The organism is Acinetobacter higginsii, from assembly GCF_000369845.1.
GTDB classification, from domain to species: domain Bacteria; phylum Pseudomonadota; class Gammaproteobacteria; order Pseudomonadales; family Moraxellaceae; genus Acinetobacter; species Acinetobacter higginsii.
The window spans coordinates 419285-436186 of record NZ_KB850223.1; the positions used below are offsets into that span (position 1 = coordinate 419285).

Sequence of the window (16902 nt, forward strand, 5' to 3'; positions counted from 1 at the left end):
TTTTTTATTTCTCTGTATTTTAGATTAACAACTTAGTTGCAATTGCCCACATCATCAGTCCAACAACAACATCTAGAATTCTCCACGAACTGGCCTTTTTAAACCAAGGCAATAAGACTCTTGCGCCATAACCTAGAGCGAAAAAGAAGATCCATGAAGAAAGTATGGTTCCTGCTGCAAACAAATATAGATGATCTGGAAACTGAACTGAAATCGAACCAACCAGAATCACGGTGTCTAGATAGACATGTGGATTCAGCCAGGTGAAGGCCAAGCACATTCCAATGATTTTAAGCAATGAGTCTTTTTCAATTTCATTGGGGTTGAGTGATGAGCTATTGTTGATGGCTGAGTAAAAATTTCGAAGTCCATATAAAAATAAAAAAGCAGCACCAAAGTATTTGGCAATGGTAACGATCAAAGGGAAGTCAATCACGATTTTTGAAAAGCCCATGACCCCTAAATAAATCAAGATAGAATCCGAAAGTGCACAGATCAAACAGACCCAAAAAACATGCTGTTGCTTTAAGCCTTGTTTTAGAACAAAAGCATTTTGCGCGCCAATGGCTAAAATTAAAGAAAAGCCAATACCAAGCCCATAGAAAAATGCAGTCATATTTTGGTTCCTCGATCATATAGGGTGGTCTGTGCTGGTTTTGGCTGGAAAACAACGTGCATATGCTTAGGCAAAGGCCGTTCGTCTAACGCTTAGATCAAGTGTTAGATGCTTTTTTCCATTAAAAATTTACTGTTTGCTATTATCTTTTTTTATTTATAAAAGTCAGTAAAATTAAGATTGTTTTGGTTTAGCTAAATTTTTTTAAGGTTTGCTGGTCGAGCTATGTAACAAAGCTGCTTAATCTCGTTGTCCGAATTACCCCCCTTATTTTTCAAATATTGCCCTTATTTTCAGAATCGTTTTAGATCAAAATTAAAAACAATCGACACAGGAAGTGCTCGAGGAAATATCCAGATAAATATTTAAAAATAATGCAGTGAGTCAGGCATGGACCTCAATCATAATATTCATAATGAAAACAATCTGATGCTCAGCAAAACACGAAAAGTGATTGCACTTGGTTTTGCCACACAAGGCCTTGGCTACGCGACCGTAATGACGGCACTCCCCACAATAAAAGGCCGATTCAGACTTTCAGATGATCAGTTATCGCTAATAATTCTAGGGGTATGCATTGCAGCAGCGCTCGGTTCAATTTTAGCTGATCGTATCACAGTCAAGCTTGGCTCACGACTTGCTGTTGTGACTGGCTTTATTTTTGAAGCACTAGGAATAGCAATTGCTGCATTTAGTCCAAATTTGATCCTCATGATTGCGAGTTTTTTGCTTTATGGACTTGGATTAGGCTGTTTAGATGCAGCACTGAATATGCAAGCAGTTATCATGGAACAACGGCTTGGTAAAAGTGTATTTGGTGGTTTCTTTGCATGTTATACCGCGGCTGCATTTTTAGGGGCATTGATTATGTCAGCCACGGTTTCAACAGCACTTGGAGCAACGACAGCATTATGCATTGCAGTAGCGATTGCCTTTATCACCTCGCAACTCTCTAGACACTGTTTATTTCAGCAAAAACAATCCTCAGACATACATCTGCAAGATAAGCCAGCGATTCCATATCAACAGCTTCTCATCTTTGGGCTGATTATTTTAATTGTGTTCACTGTCGATTCTGCAATCAGTACATGGAGTTCAATTTATCTCAAAGATGTTTTGGCAAGCTCGGCAACGATTGCTCCTTTGGGTTATGCAGCCTATCAAATTGGAATTCTACTCACACGCTTAAGTCTTGACTATTTACTGCAATTTAAAACAGCGACATGGATTGCTTTAGTCACGCTCCTGATCGGGGCATTCGGATGTGTATTGTCTGGAATTAGCCATTCATTAGTGACCGTTATTTTGGGTTTTGCATTGGCTGGTGTTGCTGTAGGTGCTTTGGTTCCACTTACATATTCTGCTGTAGGTCGTTTGGATGAAAGCCGACGAGATGAAATTATTGCTCGTGTTAATATTTTTAATTATGGCGGCGCAGTAGCGGGTGCGGTCATCGTTGGGCTGTTGGCAACACCTTTTGGTTACGCGCCGTCCTTTATTGGTTTGGCATTTGCCTTACTCAGTATTATCTATTTAAGAAAAAGACTGATTTGATCTATATCAATTAGGACAAAGCTATTTTGTGCTGGTTATGATCATCTTTTTTTATTTTTAAAATTTAGTAAGATTAAAGTTGTTTAGATTTTCCTAAATTTTTTTAAGGTTTTTATGCTGGATAATAAACAATGTGAAGCCTTCTTTGCAGTTGCTGAACATGGAAGCTTCGAACAAGCTGGCGCCAAGCTCTGTATTACTGCATCAGCAGTGACATTGAGGGTGCAAGCACTTGAAAAGGAATTAGGCCAACTACTACTGATTCGTGGTCGTCCTTGTGTCTTAACACAAGCAGGTCAGCAAATCTTCGAACACATACAGCACATCCGGCGTTTAGAACAAAACTTACTTCATGGTTTGACTGGTGGAGGAGAATCACATTTTTTTAAGACTGTGATTGGTTCAAATGAAGACTCTTTAGCAACATGGTTACTTCCTGCATTAAAGGATGTGTTACTCAAAGAAAAGATTGTGATTGAGCTGAGAACAGATGACCAGTCTCATACCTATTCATTATTAGAAAAGGGGACGGTGAGTGCCTGTATTTCGATTGAAGATCAACCCATGCGTGGTTGCCGTGCGCAATATTTAGGTTTGATGCGTTATCAAATGATGGCGACAGCGCAATTTAGACGGAAATGGTTTGCAGAAGGCATTCATCGAGAAACTTTACGTGCTGCACCTGCGATTATTTTTAATGAAAAAGACCGTATGCATTTTGATGTTCTGGAAAAACACTATGGATTGATGAAAGGTACTTATCCTTGTCACTTAATTCCATCATCAGAGTCTTTTGTGACCGCCATTAAATTAGGGTTGGGTTATGGCATGGTGCCCGAACTGCAACTGAATATTGAAAATAAAGCAGAAGTATTGGTCGGGTTATTGCCTGATATTCGAATTGATATCCCACTGTATTGGCATCATTGGGATCAACAATCAAAGCCATTACAGCTTTTGACTGAGCATATTGTAAATCACGCTCGATTAATTTTGGCCTAAGATGAGAGAATAACAATAAAAAATTATTATATCGTGTATAGAACAAGATTTTAAATGCATGGGCTAACATTACTTCTAAAACGTTTAATTGGCGAAATGAAACCTAATAAATGTTTAGAAGTAATGTCAAAACTAAAACAAGTCTGAATATTATATTGGATGACAATGATTAGAAAATTCTAGAGCTTCCAATATATTGTTTAGAAACATGATTTAAGGCGGTTAATATACTGCTGGCATCTTTCGTGCTTAATGCCTCATTGAGTTCATGCATATAAGCGACAATTTGTGCTTTTACTTTGTCTGCGAAAACTGGCGTGACAGCTTGATCTTCATAGAGTAGGACATAGTTTTTTGCAAAACCATAAATAAGAAATAAGGCGTTGTGTTCAAGCGGGTGTTCAGCAGCAACAATAGCTTGTTCACATTGATGTTTTAATTGTTGGTAGGCATCCGTTCCATTTGGAAGAGTTTGAAACGTTTCAAATATAGATTGGAAATTCATTTGAATTACTCGCTCAAAAAGAAAATCTACAGATGATTGAACTAAAAATCAAGAAAAATTTATTATTTTTGATGAGGAATTATTTATGCATTGATTTAGGTTATTTTGCTTTAAAGAATTAAATACTTTATTAGAGGTTTTGGTTTGCTCTCTGAATAAAACTTGAATATAACTGTGATATCACAGATTTATTTAATGTTTTTTACATTTCCAATACTAGTCATATACATGCGGTACAAATCAAAAAAGGCCTTAATATGGGAAAATGGTAACAATTATTTGATTTTGATCGTTTTAGGTGATGGTTGTGATGAATATTTTACTACCCGCGATTTTGGTATTGGGTTTGGTTGGTTGTACTTCGATCACAACGATGTCTCCTGCTCAATTTAACCAACTCAGTACAACACAGACCCCATTTTCAGGAAGTTGGACCGGTGAAGCGGGTGCTGCATCAGTCGCGTTAAGTCTGAACCGTCAAGGCATTGGGATGCTGTGTATGGATGACCGTAAGGAAGTCATGTCTTATCGGGTAAAGTTGGTTGATAACACCCTATACAGTGATAAAGGGGTTAAGTTTAAAGTCAAAGCGTTGAATAACAGCAAGGCCAACATTCACATGAGTCTATTGGGATTAGGGGTTAATTTTGATCTGAATAAAGATGATGCGTTAAAGAATGCCACTGTGGGGTGTAAGCAAGCCCTAAATTAATTTTGTATTGCGATTCTAAACCTTGCCTGTGATTGCAGGCAGTTAAAATTTTCCGCAGATTAAAGAGACCGTTATGTTTTCTCCTTATATTCATGCGTTTGCATTATTTTTCTCATTGCTCAATCCCTTCCTGATGAGTGTTTACATGGTCGGGATGATCCGTAATACCGATGCAAAGGTATTTAGTAAAGCCTTGATACAGGGCAGTTTGATCGCCTTCGGGGTATTTATTCTATTTGCCTGGGGCGGTGAGAATATTTTTAGTCGCTATTTAAATGTTCGTTTCGAATCTTTTCAAATTTTTGGTGGTCTAATTTTCTTGGTGATCGGTTATCGCTATGTTTTCCAAGGGGCTGAAACCATTGGTGAGATGCGGGGGGCGCCTGAGCATTTGGCGGGTACCATCGCGATGCCATTTATGATCGGTCCAGGCACAATTAGTGCGGCGGTAGTGACAGGGGTAAGTGTACCTTTTACTGGGGCAATAGCTGTTATTGCAATTACCTTGATTCTAACCTGTAGTATTTTGATCCTGATGAAGTTTGGTCATGACCATTTACGCTATAAACATGCAAAATATATCGATCGCTATTTTGATATTGTCGGACGTTTATCTGCTTTACTGATCGGTACGATCGCAATTGATATGATTGTAAACGGTATCATTGGGCTGATTCGTTCAGCTAATCTGAGTTGAATTGTATTAAACCCAGATTCCTACATCTCAGGTATTTTTCAAACATTCTCTTTCTTTTGAGGATGCATTGAATCAAAAATACTTGGGATGTCATTATTTTGAATTAAACAATAACAAGATCATAAAAAGAATTGATGATGTTTTATCGTTTTGCGCATATGTTTATACCCATGAATAAACGATAATAATCATGTTGTATTCTCTATGAGCTCTTCCCATGTATCAATTAGATCAAGCAAACCAAGCACCTGACGACCAGTCAGAGCTGACAATGACCGTTTTGATGACACCTGATATGGCCAACTTTTCAGGTAATGTTCATGGTGGAACGATTTTAAAGCTACTTGATCAAGTTGCTTATGCTTGTGCAAGCCGATACTCAGGCAGCTATGTTGTGACTTTATCTGTTGATCGCGTTAATTTCAAAGAACCAATTTATGTTGGTGAGCTAGTGACCTTTTTGGCCAGCGTGAATCATGTTGGGCGCACTTCGATGGAAATTGGTATTCGTGTTGAAGCGCAAAATATTCAGAAGCGTACCATCCGCCATACCAATACTTGTTATTTCACTATGGTTGCAGTGGATGAACAGCGTAAGCCAAAAGAAGTACCACAATTAAATCTAGATACGGAATGGAAGCGTTGTCGCTTTGAAGCCGCAGAGCAGCGTAAGGCGACACGTTTACAAGAAGTTCATCAGCCTTCATGCAGCATGTTTAAGAAAACCACTCAATGCTAATTTTTTAATGCAGAGCTTATTCAAAAAATAAAAGATCGAACCGCAGCATGGTTCGATCTTTTTTTACATTTGTAATGAAATAAATTTTAAATCATTATAAATGTGGGTCTAAAGGGTCTGGAGGAACCTTAAGATCTGATTAGTTTGTTGGTGCCGGTGTAGATGCAGGTGCTTCAGTTGCTGTTGCATCAGTTGCAGCTTGACCTTGAGTTTCAGGTTGCTCTTGAGTTGAAACAACAACTTTTTCTTCAGTTTGTTGTTCTACTGGTGCTGCAAATGTAGAAGCTGCAGCAAGAGTAAGTGTAGTCGCAAGAACAGTTTTGATAAATTTCATGTTTGGCATCCTTATTTCATTTAAAATAACAACCGCAATAGGAGGATTCGGTTAATCCCAATCTCTCAATTTCGGCATGAGGTCCATGCTATGTGCCAAACGTATTTGCGGCAATGTTCTTAACAATCTATTACGTCTATCTTAACAATATGAAATATTGAATCGCTTTATGTTGTTGCTGTGTAAAACATCATGAAGAAATTAAGGATTAAAATGTATGTAAATATGTTTTTATGGTTAAAAAATAATCTATTGTTTTACGTGTTTTAAACACTAGTCTTCATTTTCTAAAAATTTATTAATTGAATAAACCATTTATATCTTATTTTTAAATAAGATTTTTAGATTTAATATGTGATAAATATCTCTTTATTTTTATTTAATGTCTTTTAAGTCTAATTATAGAGGGGGATCATTCTTTATTTTATTTCATCAATTTTTCGCTTTAAAATGAAATAAATTTTCAATGCGAGTCGATCGTGAAGGTTATTGCTCCCAAAACAGTTCCCACTCATATTATTTCTGGCTTTTTAGGGGCAGGTAAGACCACATTATTGCAGCATTTACTCACTCAAAAGCCTGAGCATGAAGTTTGGGCGATTCTGATGAATGAGTTTGGGCAAATTGGGGTTGACCAACAACTGATAACCCAGCAACAAGGCTATGCGGTGAAAGAGTTGTTGGGGGGCTGCCTGTGTTGTAGTAGTCAATTACCGATGCAGATTGCACTTTCTCGCTTACTCAGTGAAAGCAAACCTGATCGATTATTTATTGAACCAACGGGCTTAGGGCATCCAGCACAATTATTGGAGCAATTGACTGAACCGCATTGGCAAACGAGCTTGGCAATGCGAGCTTTGGTGATAGTTGTAGATGGGAGTCGTCTACATGATCAGGATTGGGTCAAACAGAATTTATATAGCGATCAATTAAAAGCGGCTCAAATTGTGGTGTTGTCGCATATCGACTGTATGACAGCCGCAGATCATCAAGCCTATGCGGCTTTAAAACAAGAATATGAAACCTATGTCCAATATTGGGTTGAAGCCGAAAATGGGCAGGTGGATATGCAACAATTGGATATTCAGCAGCAACCTGTACAACGTAAGATCCAACCCTTATTAAGATTGCAGCAAACACAAGCTATTGAACAGACGCCAGAAATAAAGCAACTCCCTTATCATTATGTTGAAACGGCTCAGGGTTATACGGTCGCAGGTTGGAAATTGCCGAAACGCTGGCAATTTAATTTTCATGATTTATTAGATGTGTTGTGTGCGCAACAAGACTGGGTACGAATTAAAGGAATTTTTAATACCGATCTAGGTTGGAAAAGTTTTAATTTTAATCCGCAGCAGTTTAACTATAAGTCGGCCGAGGAGAGTATTGATAATCGAATTGAGGTGATTTGTCAGTCAACACGTGACTGGTTGGCTTTTGAAACAGAATTATTGCAGTGCCGTATCGATCCGATTGATGATCAACTTGATCAAATCGCACATGCTTCTCGGTAAAATAGAGTATGCTTAGCGCCAAATTTGAGAACACTGTATTTAAGAGTTTAGTTTATGGCGTTAAAAGCAACGATATATAAGGCAGACCTCAATATTGCCAATATGGATGAGCATATCTATGCCGATTATCAGCTCACACTTGCTCAGCATCCTTCTGAAACCATTGAACGTTTAATGGTTCGTATTCTGGCTTATGCACGGTTTGCCGATGAACGTTTAGAGTTCACCAAAGACTTATTTGAAACAGATGAGCCAGCATTATGGCAAAAAGACCTGACTGGACTGCTAGAGCAATGGATCGAAGTGGGCTGTCCATCTGAAGATAAAGTGAAAAAGGCCAGTGCACGTTGTAAGAATGTTGCAGTTGTGACTTATGGTTCTCAGTCAGACGATTGGTGGCAGAAAAACACCAAGATTAAAACTTTGAGCAATGTGCAAGTGTGGCAATTGGCCCCACAAACTACGCAGGCACTTGAGGGCTTATGCGAACGTACCATGCAATTGCAGTTGAATATTATGGATGGCGAATGGACATTGTTAAGTGACAAAGGTCAAGTCGACATTCAGTGGCAACAATTGCAATAATTATAGTTTGAGTGATGTGGAGAGATAGCAATGAGCGCAGAATTAGAAATCATTGACTTGAAAGTAGGTGAAGGCAAAGAAGCGGTTCGTGGTGCTTTAATCACGACTCATTATACTGGTTGGTTGGAAGATGGAACCAAGTTTGACTCGTCTTTAGATCGTGGCAACTACTTTGAAACCGTGATTGGTACCGGTCGTGTGATTAAAGGTTGGGATCAGGGCATTATGGGCATGCGTGTGGGTGGAAAGCGTAAGCTGATTGTGCCTGCACATTTGGCCTATGGCTCACGTAAAATGGGCAAGATCATTCCAGCCAATGCCAATCTGACTTTTGAAATTGAACTGTTCGACGTAAAAACACGCGACGAATAACCAGTTTTGATTGAGTAAATCGAAGCGGTTTGGTTTATTTTTAGACTAAATCGCTTTAAAATCATAAAGATAAAATAATATTGATAATTGTATAATAAGATTTTGATTTTAAAAACATTTCTTTCATCTGAATTTTATTACAGCCCAAGAAAAATATATTGATTCTGTATACAGTCCTGTATATCTTTGAGTTAAAAGAGCAATTTTTCTATGGCCCTTATTGTTAAAGCATCAATCTGTATTTTCAGGGTGTGAAATGTTGTGCTTCAGGTGACTCTAAGTTGATGGGGGTAAGTCAGCTATAGTTCATCGATGATAAAAAATGTCGCAAAAGTAATGATAAGAATTTGAGTGAGTAGAGGTCGATATGAATGATTATTTGGATATCACTGCATCAGAACTATTAAGAGAGTTAGATCATTTTTTTCTGATTGATACCCATGATGGCGCCCAGACTGGTTTTTGGGTGAATGAAAAAGCGCTGACGGACAAACACTATTGGATGGATGGGGATTATAAGGTTGAAATCCTCAGATCTTTACAGCCTTCGCATCAGTATGCGCCGCATGACTATAAAATCACGCGTTTGGCAGCCGGCGAAAATGATAGCAATGTGGTGTTATTGGACTATGATGGGGTGCATAAAAAAATTCAGACTTTCCGCCGTGGTGAATGGGTGAACCGTCTGAATAAATATTTTTATCAAAAAGAGCGCCACTATTTACAGCAACTTGCAGATCATCCTAACTTTCAATTAATACAATATTAATCTCGTATAAGGATGCTTAAATGCCCCTAATTCAAATCTTGAAATAGGGGTTGGTGTGCTTACCAAAAAATATTCAATTAAAATGTGATTGATTTCATAAAAAATACATTTAAGTTTATTTTCAGCTTTTAAAATTATAAATACAATCCGTACTTCCAGCTGATCATCAAAACATCTTATTTGTCCATAAAATTGTAAGATGATGCAGGCATGATCTGCGATCAGCGAATTTCTAATCTTGAGACGATATCTCTATGACAACACGTTTAGTGTCCCCAACTTTAAAAACTGTTTTAGGTCTTGTGTTTGGGGTGGTTGCCTGCACCACAACTTTTGCGGCAAATCCAAAAATTGATGCAACCACATTGACGGTCATTGGGTATCATGAAATCACAGAACGTAAAGATGCCTTGATTCCAAGTTATGCTGTGACAGCCAAACAATTTGGTGAACATATTGATTGGCTAAAAAAGAATGGCTATCACTTTATTAATGTCGACCAACTGATCAAAGCACATCAAGGTAAGTATAAATTACCAACGAAACCTATTTTGCTGACGGTGGATGATGGCTATCAGTCGTTTTATCAAAATGCCTATCCGATTATTCGCGCAAAAAAAATTCCAGTGGTGTTGGCTGTCGTCGGATCTTGGTTAGAACCTAAAGCAGACCAGAAAGTTGATTTTGGTGGTGAGCTGATTGAGCGCAATAAAATCTTGAGTTGGGATGAGTTGAAGGAAATGCAGAACAGTGGTTTGGTTGAAATCGCCAGCCACAGTTACCATTTACATCAAGGCATTAATGGCAATCCGCAGGGTAATCTGGAACCTGCTGCGATTACGCGTATTTATGACCCTAAAACCAAGAGCTATGAAAGTGATGCAGCTTATCAAGCCCGTGTTTATCAAGATTTAAAAAAGAACAATGAGCTATTAAAATCACATGGTTTACGTTCACCGCGTGTAATGGTCTGGCCGTATGGTCGCTATAATATGCAGTTGGTACAAACCTCTAAACAGTTGGGGATGCCGATTACCATTACCTTGGATGATGGGGCAGATCATGCCAAGCAATCACTTCAAAATATGAGTCGTATTTTGATTCAGGGCAATATGTCGACCAGTGCTTTGGCACAAGAGATTAAGAACCGTGAATTGAATTTGAATGATAACAATCGACCGCAAAAAATTATGCATGTCGATTTAGATTACATTTATGACCCAGATACCAAGCAGCAAGAACGTAATCTCGATCATCTGATTGACCGTATTAATGGCATGGGCGTAAATACGGTGTATTTACAGGCCTTTTCTGATCCAGATGCCAACGGTTCTGCCGATATGGTGTATTTCCCAAATCGTCATATTCCAATGCGTGCAGATTTGTTCAATCGTGTGGCTTGGCAAATCCAAACCCGTACGCCTGTACAGCGTTTATATGCCTGGATGCCACTCTTGGCGTGGGAACTGCCTAAGACTGATCCAGTGTCGAAAGATTTAGTGGAAACCCAACAAGCCAAAGCAGGCGAACATTTGAATATGGGCTATATTCGTCTCAGTCCATTTTCACCACAAGCGCGCCAAACCATTAAAGAAATTTATCAGGATTTGGCTAAATCAACGCCGTTCGATGGCTTGTTGTTCCATGATGACGTGACTTTGTCAGATTATGAAGATGCCAGTCCTGATGCGTTGGCGGCGTATGCCAAACAAGGCTTACCAACTGACCTTGCTAAAATTCGTGATAACGATGCCGATTTGCAAAAATGGACGGCTTATAAAACCAATTATTTAGATGATTTTGCAATGGAGTTGGCAGGAGAGGTTCGTCAGTATCAACCATTCCTAGTGACTGCTCGTAATCTTTATGCGCAGGTGGCTTTAAATGCTTATGCAGAAAACTGGTATGCACAATCTTTAGAGCAATCACTGAATCGTTATGATTTTACGGCGATTATGGCAATGCCTTATATGGAGCAATCGGACAATCCAACTAAGTTCTATTCAGATATCATGAATCGCGTGAAGCAGTATCCAAACGGTATTAAAAAGACCGTGATGGAGTTACAGGCGGTAAACTGGCGCAATGACCAAAAAGTGCCGTCTGAAGAAATGGCTGCGACGATTAAGTCCTTATATGAACAAGGTGCAATGCATGTGGCCTATTATCCAGATGATCCGATCAAAGGACATCCAGATGTTGAAACAATGCGTAAGGCTTTTGGTCTAAAATCATCTCAATTAGTACCATAGTCGAGTAATGTAGATGAGTTGGATTGCTTTATTGTGGTCATATGCCATTAAGTTTGTTTTTTACTATCCATTATTTATGTCGTATTTATGGATGGTGGGGGCACTCATTTTCTATTGGAGAGAGCGTCAAGATCCTCCTTATCAGCAACCTGCAGCTTTAGCTGAATATCCTAAAGTTGCGGTCTTAGTGCCGTGCTTTAATGAAGGGGGCAATGCTGAAGAAACCATTAGCCATGCACTTAAGCTGGATTACCCTAACTTTGAAGTGATTGCGATTAATGATGGTAGTTCTGACAATACCGGTGAAGTGCTCGATCGATTGGCGACACAGTATGAAAAATTACGTGTAGTGCATTTGGCACAGAACCAAGGTAAGGCAATGGGGTTACAAGCGGGTAGCTTGATGACCGATGCAGAATTCCTGATCGGGATTGATGGTGATGCTCTGCTTGATCCCCATGCTGCTAAATGGATGATGCGTCATTTCTTGGAAGATCCAACCGTGGCAGCGGTAACTGGTAATCCGCGTATTCGGACACGTTCGACCTTGCTTGGGCGCATTCAAGTGGGTGAGTTCTCTTCGATTGTCGGTATGATCAAGCGTGCACAACGAACCTTTGGTCGTTTATTTACCGTATCGGGCGTGATTACCGCTTTTCGTAAAAGCGCCGTACATCAAGTTGATTATTGGTCACCGAACATGTTGACTGAAGATATCGACATCACTTGGAAATTACAACGTGCAGGTTGGGATGTGCGCTTTGAGCCAAATGCCTTGGTGTGGATCTTGATGCCAGAAACCTTAAATGGTTTATGGAAGCAGCGTCTACGTTGGGCGATGGGTGGCGCACAGGTCTTGGTTAAAAATATTGATGTGTTTTTAAAGCCTAAACTTAATTTTTTATGGCCTTTGATGTTTGAACTGTGTTTGACACTTGTTTGGTCATATTTGATGCTTATTATGGCGATCATCTGGTTATTGCATTTTATCTTTGCAATTCCAGCACTGGCGGTGGTGAGCTCGCCATTTTTACCTTACGGTAGTGGAATTTTATTGGGGGCGACCTGTTTAATTCAGTTTGCTTTAAGCAAATGGATGGATAGTCGTTATGAACCAAACCTTGGGAAAAATTATTATTGGATGATTTGGTACCCGTTTGTGTTTTGGTTGATCACAATTACTGCTACAATCGTCGCCTTTCCAAAGGTACTGTTGCGTAATGATGAGAAGCGTGCCCGTTGGATTAGCCCAGATCGTGGAATTCGTTGAATCCTAAAGATTCATTTTGCTGAGTAAAAAGCAATGAAAGCAGACAGCTTGATTATTGATGTACGTCGCCAACTCCCATGGCATAAACGCTACTTCTCGACCACTACCACCGCAATGATGTGGGCAGGGTGGTTATTGTTATGGCGTCCATTTATTTTGGTATGGGTGTTGGTTGAATTACAAAAGACCCATATCGCACAGCGTTTAATGTCCGCATTTGGTGATGGCATTGAGCATGGTGTAACGGCATTGTTTATGTGTGCGGTTGCATTATTGCTTTGGAGTTTGTTACCTGCAAAACGTGTGCATAAAAAGCATGCAGTTGAAAAGACACTCCCTGATTATGCGCGATATTTCGAATTAGCTGAGCAAGAAATTCAGATTGGACGTCAGCAGAAGGTGTGTATCGTCCATCATGATGAGAATGGTAAGATTGTTCGCGTAGAATAAGACTTATTGTTCTAAATTAAGAATAAAAAATGCCTTAATTAAAAAATTAAGGCATTTTTTATGATCAGATCATAAATTTCAGACATAAAAAAACCAGCTTATGCTGGATTTTTATTTGCACCATCTTTCACTAGTTGGAAGATGGTGCCCGAGGCCAGACTCGAACTGGCACGCTTTGTGGGCGGGGGATTTTAAATCCCCTGTGTCTACCGATTTCACCACTCGGGCATGTGCGCAATAATAGAGGACACTTTAAAACTTGGCAAGAGCAAAACTTGCTATTTGCTTTCTTTTCAATCAATTCATGTGCTTATCTGATGAAAATTAAGCACTGTCATATAACTTTCATGATTCTTTCATCAAACTGAGATCAAAGCTTCATCTAAGCCGATTAATTTCAATCATTTACTTATAGTGATAAAAGTTAAGGTAGCTATCCAAATGACAGCAAAAATTTCACGACGGGAACTTATTCAAAAAAGTCTATTCGGTTTCGGGGCGTTGTCTTTATCTGCGGGTTTTACGGGGTGTAACGACAATTCAGATCAAGAGACGGCAACATTACAAGTGAATTTTGAACATGGGGTTGCCAGTGGTGATCCTTTACAGGATCGCGTGATCTTGTGGACACGTTTGACACCAAGCGAGAATAGTGCACGTCTGCAAGTGACATGGGAAATTGCTTTAGATCAGCAATTCAAACAAATCATTAAAACCGATAAAGTCACCACAACAGCTTCACAAGATTTTACGGTGAAGGTAGATGCAACAGGTTTAAAACCAGATCAAAGCTATTTCTACCGTTTTATCTTCGGGGATAAAGTTTCACCTGTGGGTCAAACCAAGACTTTGCCAAGCAGTGCGACAAAAGTCAGTTTTGCAGTGTGTTCATGTTCAAACTACCCAGCGGGTTATTTCTATGTATATCGTGAAATGGCCAAGCAAAATGTCGATGTGGTGATCCATTTAGGTGACTATATTTATGAATATGGCGCGGATGGTTATGCAGCAGAAGATGCAGCTAAATTAGGTCGTACGCTTGCTGCAGACAATAATAAAGAAATTATTAAATTGGATGATTATCGCAAGCGTTATGCGTTGTATCGTAAAGATAAAGACTTGCAGGCCTTGCACCATCGTCATCCATTTATTGTGATTTGGGACGACCATGAGTTAGCCAATGATGCATGGCGAGAAGGGGCTGAAAATCACCAGCCGAATGAAGGGCCATTCCTTGACCGTAAACTAGCCGCTTTGCAGGCCTATTTTGAGTGGATGCCAATTCGCCCTGTCGATGATCAACACACCAAGATTTATCGCCAGTTCGATTTTGGTAATTTAGTTCAATTAACGATGTTGGATACGCGAATTATTGCGCGTGATGAACAGTTGGATTATGCCAACTATATGACAGCGAATGGTTTGGATATTGCAAAATTCCAAGCAGATTTGACCAATCCAGCACGTACTCTAATGGGTTATACCCAACGTGATTGGCTGATTGGAAAATTGCAACAGTCGACAGCAAACTGGAATGTGCTTGGTCAGCAAATTCTAATGACCAAGATGTTGGTTCCTGCTGAGTTACTGCTTGCTTTAGCTGAAATTACCGCAGGGAATCCGAGCGCAGAGACTTTAAATAAGATGAATGCACAAATTACCGAGTTAGTGACTTTAAAAATTCGCTTGCAGAAAGGTGATCCGAATTTAACAGCACAAGAAAAAGCTCGTGTTCTGACGGTTGCACCTTATAACTTAGATGCATGGGATGGTTATTTTGCTGAGCGTGAGATTGTGTATGCTGCCTTGGCGCAATTAAAGAAAAAAGTCGTGGTACTGGCAGGGGATACGCATAACGCTTGGTCGTCAAACTTATACAGTAAAGATGGTGCATTCGTTGGGGTGGAGTTAGCAACCAGTTCTGTATCTTCACCGGGCTTAGAAAAATATTTAAATATTCCATTGGCACAATTGCAACAGTTTGAATTTGCATTCACAACCTTGATTGATGAGTTGAATTACTGCAATTTAAATCAGAGAGGGTATTTGATCGTGCAATTTGATGCTGCGCAGGTTCAATCGCAGTGGATTTATGTCGATTCGATCAAAAAGCCTGAATATGTGATTGATAAAACCCGTGGTTATCAATTGAGCTTGGATAAAAACCTATTGCCAGTAAAAACAGGACAGCAAGTGGCTTAAGTTTCAAACGTGGGGGAAGCCAAGTCAATGAACTTGGCTTTTTTATGATCTGTCCTTAAATTTCAGACATAAAAAAACCAGCTTACGCTGGATTTTTATTTGCACCATATTTCATTAGCTGAAAGATGGTGCCCGAGGCCAGACTCGAACTGGCACGCTTTGTGGGCGGGGGATTTTAAATCCCCTGTGTCTACCGATTTCACCACTCGGGCTTTACCAATGGAGGCGGAGGTCGGAATCGAACCGGCGTACACGGAGTTGCAGTCCGCTGCATGACCACTCTGCCACCCCGCCATCTCTTGGTGATGCACATATTAGCAATCTTTAAAAAAAAAACAATAGTGTTTATTGCGAATATGCACATAAAAACAACATCTAAAAGAATATTGCTCAAATTATCATGTATTATTTACGCAATTGATTCATACCCACTTTGGAGATGCGCTGTGGCATTGGTTTTAGACGGTCGTGCATTAGCAAAACAAATTGAAACGGATTTGTTGGTACGTGTAGAAGCATTAAAAGCAAAATCGGGGCGTACCCCAATCTTGGCAACTATTTTGGTTGGTGATGATGGTGCATCTGCAACGTATGTGCGTATGAAAGGGAATGCTTGCCGTCGTGTTGGCATGGACTCATTGAAAGTTGAGCTTCCAAAAGAAACCACAACTGAACAATTATTGGCTGAAATTGAAAAATTAAATGCCAATCCAGATGTACATGGCATCTTGTTGCAACATCCAGTGCCTGAACAAATTGATGAAAGAGCATGTTTCGATGCGATTTCATTGGCAAAAGATGTGGATGGCGTGACGTGTTTAGGTTTTGGTCGTATGGCAATGGGTGAGGCTGCATATGGTTCAGCAACTCCAGCTGGCATCATGACCATTTTGCAAGAAAACAAAATTGAAATCGCAGGTAAACATGCGGTTGTTGTGGGCCGTTCTGCTATTTTGGGTAAACCAATGGCGATGATGCTATTACAAGCCAATGCAACGGTCACCATTTGCCATTCTCGTACTCAAAACTTGCCAGAATTGGTAAAACAAGCGGATATTATTGTTGGTGCAGTCGGTAAAGCTGAATTGATTCAAAAAGACTGGATCAAGCAAGGTGCTGTTGTGGTTGATGCAGGTTTCCATCCACGTGATGGTGGTGGTGTAGGCGATATCCAATTGGTCGGTATTGAAGAGATTGCTTCAGCTTATACCCCAGTACCGGGTGGTGTGGGTCCGATGACGATTACCACGTTGATTCGTCAAACTGTAGAAGCTGCTGAAAAAGCATTAGCCTAAAGATTAATAACCCCTCGCGAAGAGGGGTTTTTTT

At 39.7% G+C, this 16902-nt stretch carries 17 protein-coding genes and 3 tRNA genes; 14 read left to right on the forward strand and 6 right to left on the reverse strand.

What is annotated here, in order from left to right; genetic code table 11:
* Window positions 1–19 precede the first annotated feature (19 nt).
* Entirely contained in the window at window positions 20–616 is a 597-nt protein-coding gene (locus F885_RS00820) for a LysE/ArgO family amino acid transporter (protein WP_005322821.1), read from the reverse strand.
* 390 nt (window positions 617–1006) lie between these two features.
* Here F885_RS00820 and F885_RS00815 point away from each other — a divergent pair, with 390 nt between their 5' ends.
* Window positions 1007–2170 (forward strand): MFS transporter, encoded by a 1164-nt coding sequence (locus F885_RS00815; protein ID WP_005322823.1) that lies wholly within the window; start codon window positions 1007–1009, stop codon window positions 2168–2170.
* A 114-nt stretch (window positions 2171–2284) separates the two neighbouring features.
* A complete protein-coding gene (locus F885_RS00810) occupies window positions 2285–3172 on the forward strand; it encodes an ArgP/LysG family DNA-binding transcriptional regulator (RefSeq protein ID WP_005322826.1) in 888 nt (295 codons plus the stop codon).
* A 169-nt stretch (window positions 3173–3341) separates the two neighbouring features.
* On the opposite strand, the gene F885_RS00805 is transcribed toward F885_RS00810, so the two are convergent.
* Window positions 3342–3677, reverse strand: a complete 336-nt coding sequence (locus F885_RS00805) for a hypothetical protein (protein ID WP_005202054.1) — start codon at window positions 3675–3677, stop codon at window positions 3342–3344.
* A gap of 301 nt (window positions 3678–3978) precedes the next feature.
* On the opposite strand from F885_RS00805, the gene F885_RS00800 reads away from it, so the two are divergent.
* From F885_RS00800 to F885_RS00790, 3 genes are all read left to right on the forward strand, one after another.
* Window positions 3979–4389, forward strand: a complete 411-nt coding sequence (locus F885_RS00800; protein ID WP_032859837.1) for a J517_1871 family lipoprotein — start codon at window positions 3979–3981, stop codon at window positions 4387–4389.
* Between the two features lie 73 nt (window positions 4390–4462).
* Window positions 4463–5086 (forward strand): MarC family protein, encoded by a 624-nt coding sequence (locus F885_RS00795; RefSeq protein ID WP_004801510.1) that lies wholly within the window; start codon window positions 4463–4465, stop codon window positions 5084–5086.
* 217 nt (window positions 5087–5303) lie between these two features.
* Window positions 5304–5825 (forward strand): acyl-CoA thioesterase, encoded by a 522-nt coding sequence (locus F885_RS00790; RefSeq protein WP_004801507.1) that lies wholly within the window; start codon window positions 5304–5306, stop codon window positions 5823–5825.
* A gap of 139 nt (window positions 5826–5964) precedes the next feature.
* Here F885_RS00790 and F885_RS00785 read toward each other — a convergent pair whose 3' ends face one another.
* Window positions 5965–6159, reverse strand: a complete 195-nt coding sequence (locus F885_RS00785; protein WP_004801506.1) for a hypothetical protein — start codon at window positions 6157–6159, stop codon at window positions 5965–5967.
* A 479-nt stretch (window positions 6160–6638) separates the two neighbouring features.
* Between F885_RS00785 and F885_RS00780 the strand changes: the two genes are divergently transcribed.
* The 7 genes from F885_RS00780 to pgaD all read left to right on the forward strand — a co-directional run bounded on the left by F885_RS00780 (window position 6639) and on the right by pgaD (window position 13371).
* Window positions 6639–7673, forward strand: a complete 1035-nt coding sequence (locus tag F885_RS00780; RefSeq protein WP_005322830.1) for a CobW family GTP-binding protein — start codon at window positions 6639–6641, stop codon at window positions 7671–7673.
* A gap of 54 nt (window positions 7674–7727) precedes the next feature.
* Window positions 7728–8258 carry a YaeQ family protein gene (locus F885_RS00775; RefSeq protein WP_004801500.1) on the forward strand — a complete coding sequence of 177 codons (531 nt, stop codon included), beginning with the start codon at window positions 7728–7730 and terminating at the stop codon, window positions 8256–8258.
* A gap of 30 nt (window positions 8259–8288) precedes the next feature.
* Window positions 8289–8630, forward strand: a complete 342-nt coding sequence (locus tag F885_RS00770; protein ID WP_004652009.1) for an FKBP-type peptidyl-prolyl cis-trans isomerase — start codon at window positions 8289–8291, stop codon at window positions 8628–8630.
* A 367-nt stretch (window positions 8631–8997) separates the two neighbouring features.
* Window positions 8998–9399, forward strand: coding sequence for a hypothetical protein (locus tag F885_RS00765; RefSeq protein WP_005322832.1), 402 nt, complete (start codon window positions 8998–9000; stop codon window positions 9397–9399).
* Between the two features lie 254 nt (window positions 9400–9653).
* The gene (gene pgaB / locus F885_RS00760; RefSeq protein WP_005202062.1) at window positions 9654–11651 is read left to right on the forward strand and encodes a poly-beta-1,6-N-acetyl-D-glucosamine N-deacetylase PgaB; all 1998 of its coding nucleotides are present in this window, start codon (window positions 9654–9656) and stop codon (window positions 11649–11651) included.
* Between the two features lie 13 nt (window positions 11652–11664).
* A complete protein-coding gene (gene pgaC / locus F885_RS00755; protein ID WP_005322833.1) occupies window positions 11665–12921 on the forward strand; it encodes a poly-beta-1,6-N-acetyl-D-glucosamine synthase in 1257 nt (418 codons plus the stop codon).
* A 33-nt stretch (window positions 12922–12954) separates the two neighbouring features.
* Entirely contained in the window at window positions 12955–13371 is a 417-nt protein-coding gene (gene pgaD / locus F885_RS00750; protein WP_005322834.1) for a poly-beta-1,6-N-acetyl-D-glucosamine biosynthesis protein PgaD, read from the forward strand.
* A gap of 142 nt (window positions 13372–13513) precedes the next feature.
* On the opposite strand, the gene F885_RS00745 is transcribed toward pgaD, so the two are convergent.
* A tRNA-Leu gene (locus F885_RS00745) sits at window positions 13514–13599 on the reverse strand.
* Between the two features lie 213 nt (window positions 13600–13812).
* Here F885_RS00745 and F885_RS00740 point away from each other — a divergent pair.
* A complete protein-coding gene (locus F885_RS00740; RefSeq protein ID WP_005322835.1) occupies window positions 13813–15573 on the forward strand; it encodes an alkaline phosphatase D family protein in 1761 nt (586 codons plus the stop codon).
* Window positions 15574–15699: 126 nt separating this feature from the next.
* Here the strand turns inward: F885_RS00740 and F885_RS00735 are convergent.
* Both F885_RS00735 and F885_RS00730 read right to left on the reverse strand, forming a co-directional pair.
* Window positions 15700–15785 (reverse strand) — tRNA-Leu (locus tag F885_RS00735).
* An 8-nt stretch (window positions 15786–15793) separates the two neighbouring features.
* Window positions 15794–15867 (reverse strand) — tRNA-Cys (locus F885_RS00730).
* Between the two features lie 152 nt (window positions 15868–16019).
* Here F885_RS00730 and folD point away from each other — a divergent pair.
* A complete protein-coding gene (gene folD / locus F885_RS00725) occupies window positions 16020–16868 on the forward strand; it encodes a bifunctional methylenetetrahydrofolate dehydrogenase/methenyltetrahydrofolate cyclohydrolase FolD (protein WP_004652016.1) in 849 nt (282 codons plus the stop codon).
* Window positions 16869–16902: the final 34 nt, after the last annotated feature.

Bases quoted from the DNA above. Each gene is read 5' to 3' on its own strand.
- F885_RS00820 (WP_005322821.1), bottom strand. From the start codon at position 616: ATGACTGCATTTTTCTATGGGCTTGGTATTGGCTTTTCTTTAATTTTA.
- F885_RS00815 (WP_005322823.1), top strand. From the start codon at position 1,007: ATGGACCTCAATCATAATATTCATAATGAAAACAATCTGATGCTCAGC.
- F885_RS00810 (WP_005322826.1), top strand. From the start codon at position 2,285: ATGCTGGATAATAAACAATGTGAAGCCTTCTTTGCAGTTGCTGAACAT.
- F885_RS00805 (WP_005202054.1), bottom strand. From the start codon at position 3,677: ATGAATTTCCAATCTATATTTGAAACGTTTCAAACTCTTCCAAATGGA.
- F885_RS00800 (WP_032859837.1), top strand. From the start codon at position 3,979: ATGGTTGTGATGAATATTTTACTACCCGCGATTTTGGTATTGGGTTTG.
- F885_RS00795 (WP_004801510.1), top strand. From the start codon at position 4,463: ATGTTTTCTCCTTATATTCATGCGTTTGCATTATTTTTCTCATTGCTC.
- F885_RS00790 (WP_004801507.1), top strand. From the start codon at position 5,304: ATGTATCAATTAGATCAAGCAAACCAAGCACCTGACGACCAGTCAGAG.
- F885_RS00785 (WP_004801506.1), bottom strand. From the start codon at position 6,159: ATGAAATTTATCAAAACTGTTCTTGCGACTACACTTACTCTTGCTGCA.
- F885_RS00775 (WP_004801500.1), top strand. From the start codon at position 7,728: ATGGCGTTAAAAGCAACGATATATAAGGCAGACCTCAATATTGCCAAT.
- F885_RS00770 (WP_004652009.1), top strand. From the start codon at position 8,289: ATGAGCGCAGAATTAGAAATCATTGACTTGAAAGTAGGTGAAGGCAAA.
- F885_RS00765 (WP_005322832.1), top strand. From the start codon at position 8,998: ATGAATGATTATTTGGATATCACTGCATCAGAACTATTAAGAGAGTTA.
- pgaB (WP_005202062.1), top strand. From the start codon at position 9,654: ATGACAACACGTTTAGTGTCCCCAACTTTAAAAACTGTTTTAGGTCTT.
- pgaC (WP_005322833.1), top strand. From the start codon at position 11,665: ATGAGTTGGATTGCTTTATTGTGGTCATATGCCATTAAGTTTGTTTTT.
- pgaD (WP_005322834.1), top strand. From the start codon at position 12,955: ATGAAAGCAGACAGCTTGATTATTGATGTACGTCGCCAACTCCCATGG.
- F885_RS00740 (WP_005322835.1), top strand. From the start codon at position 13,813: ATGACAGCAAAAATTTCACGACGGGAACTTATTCAAAAAAGTCTATTC.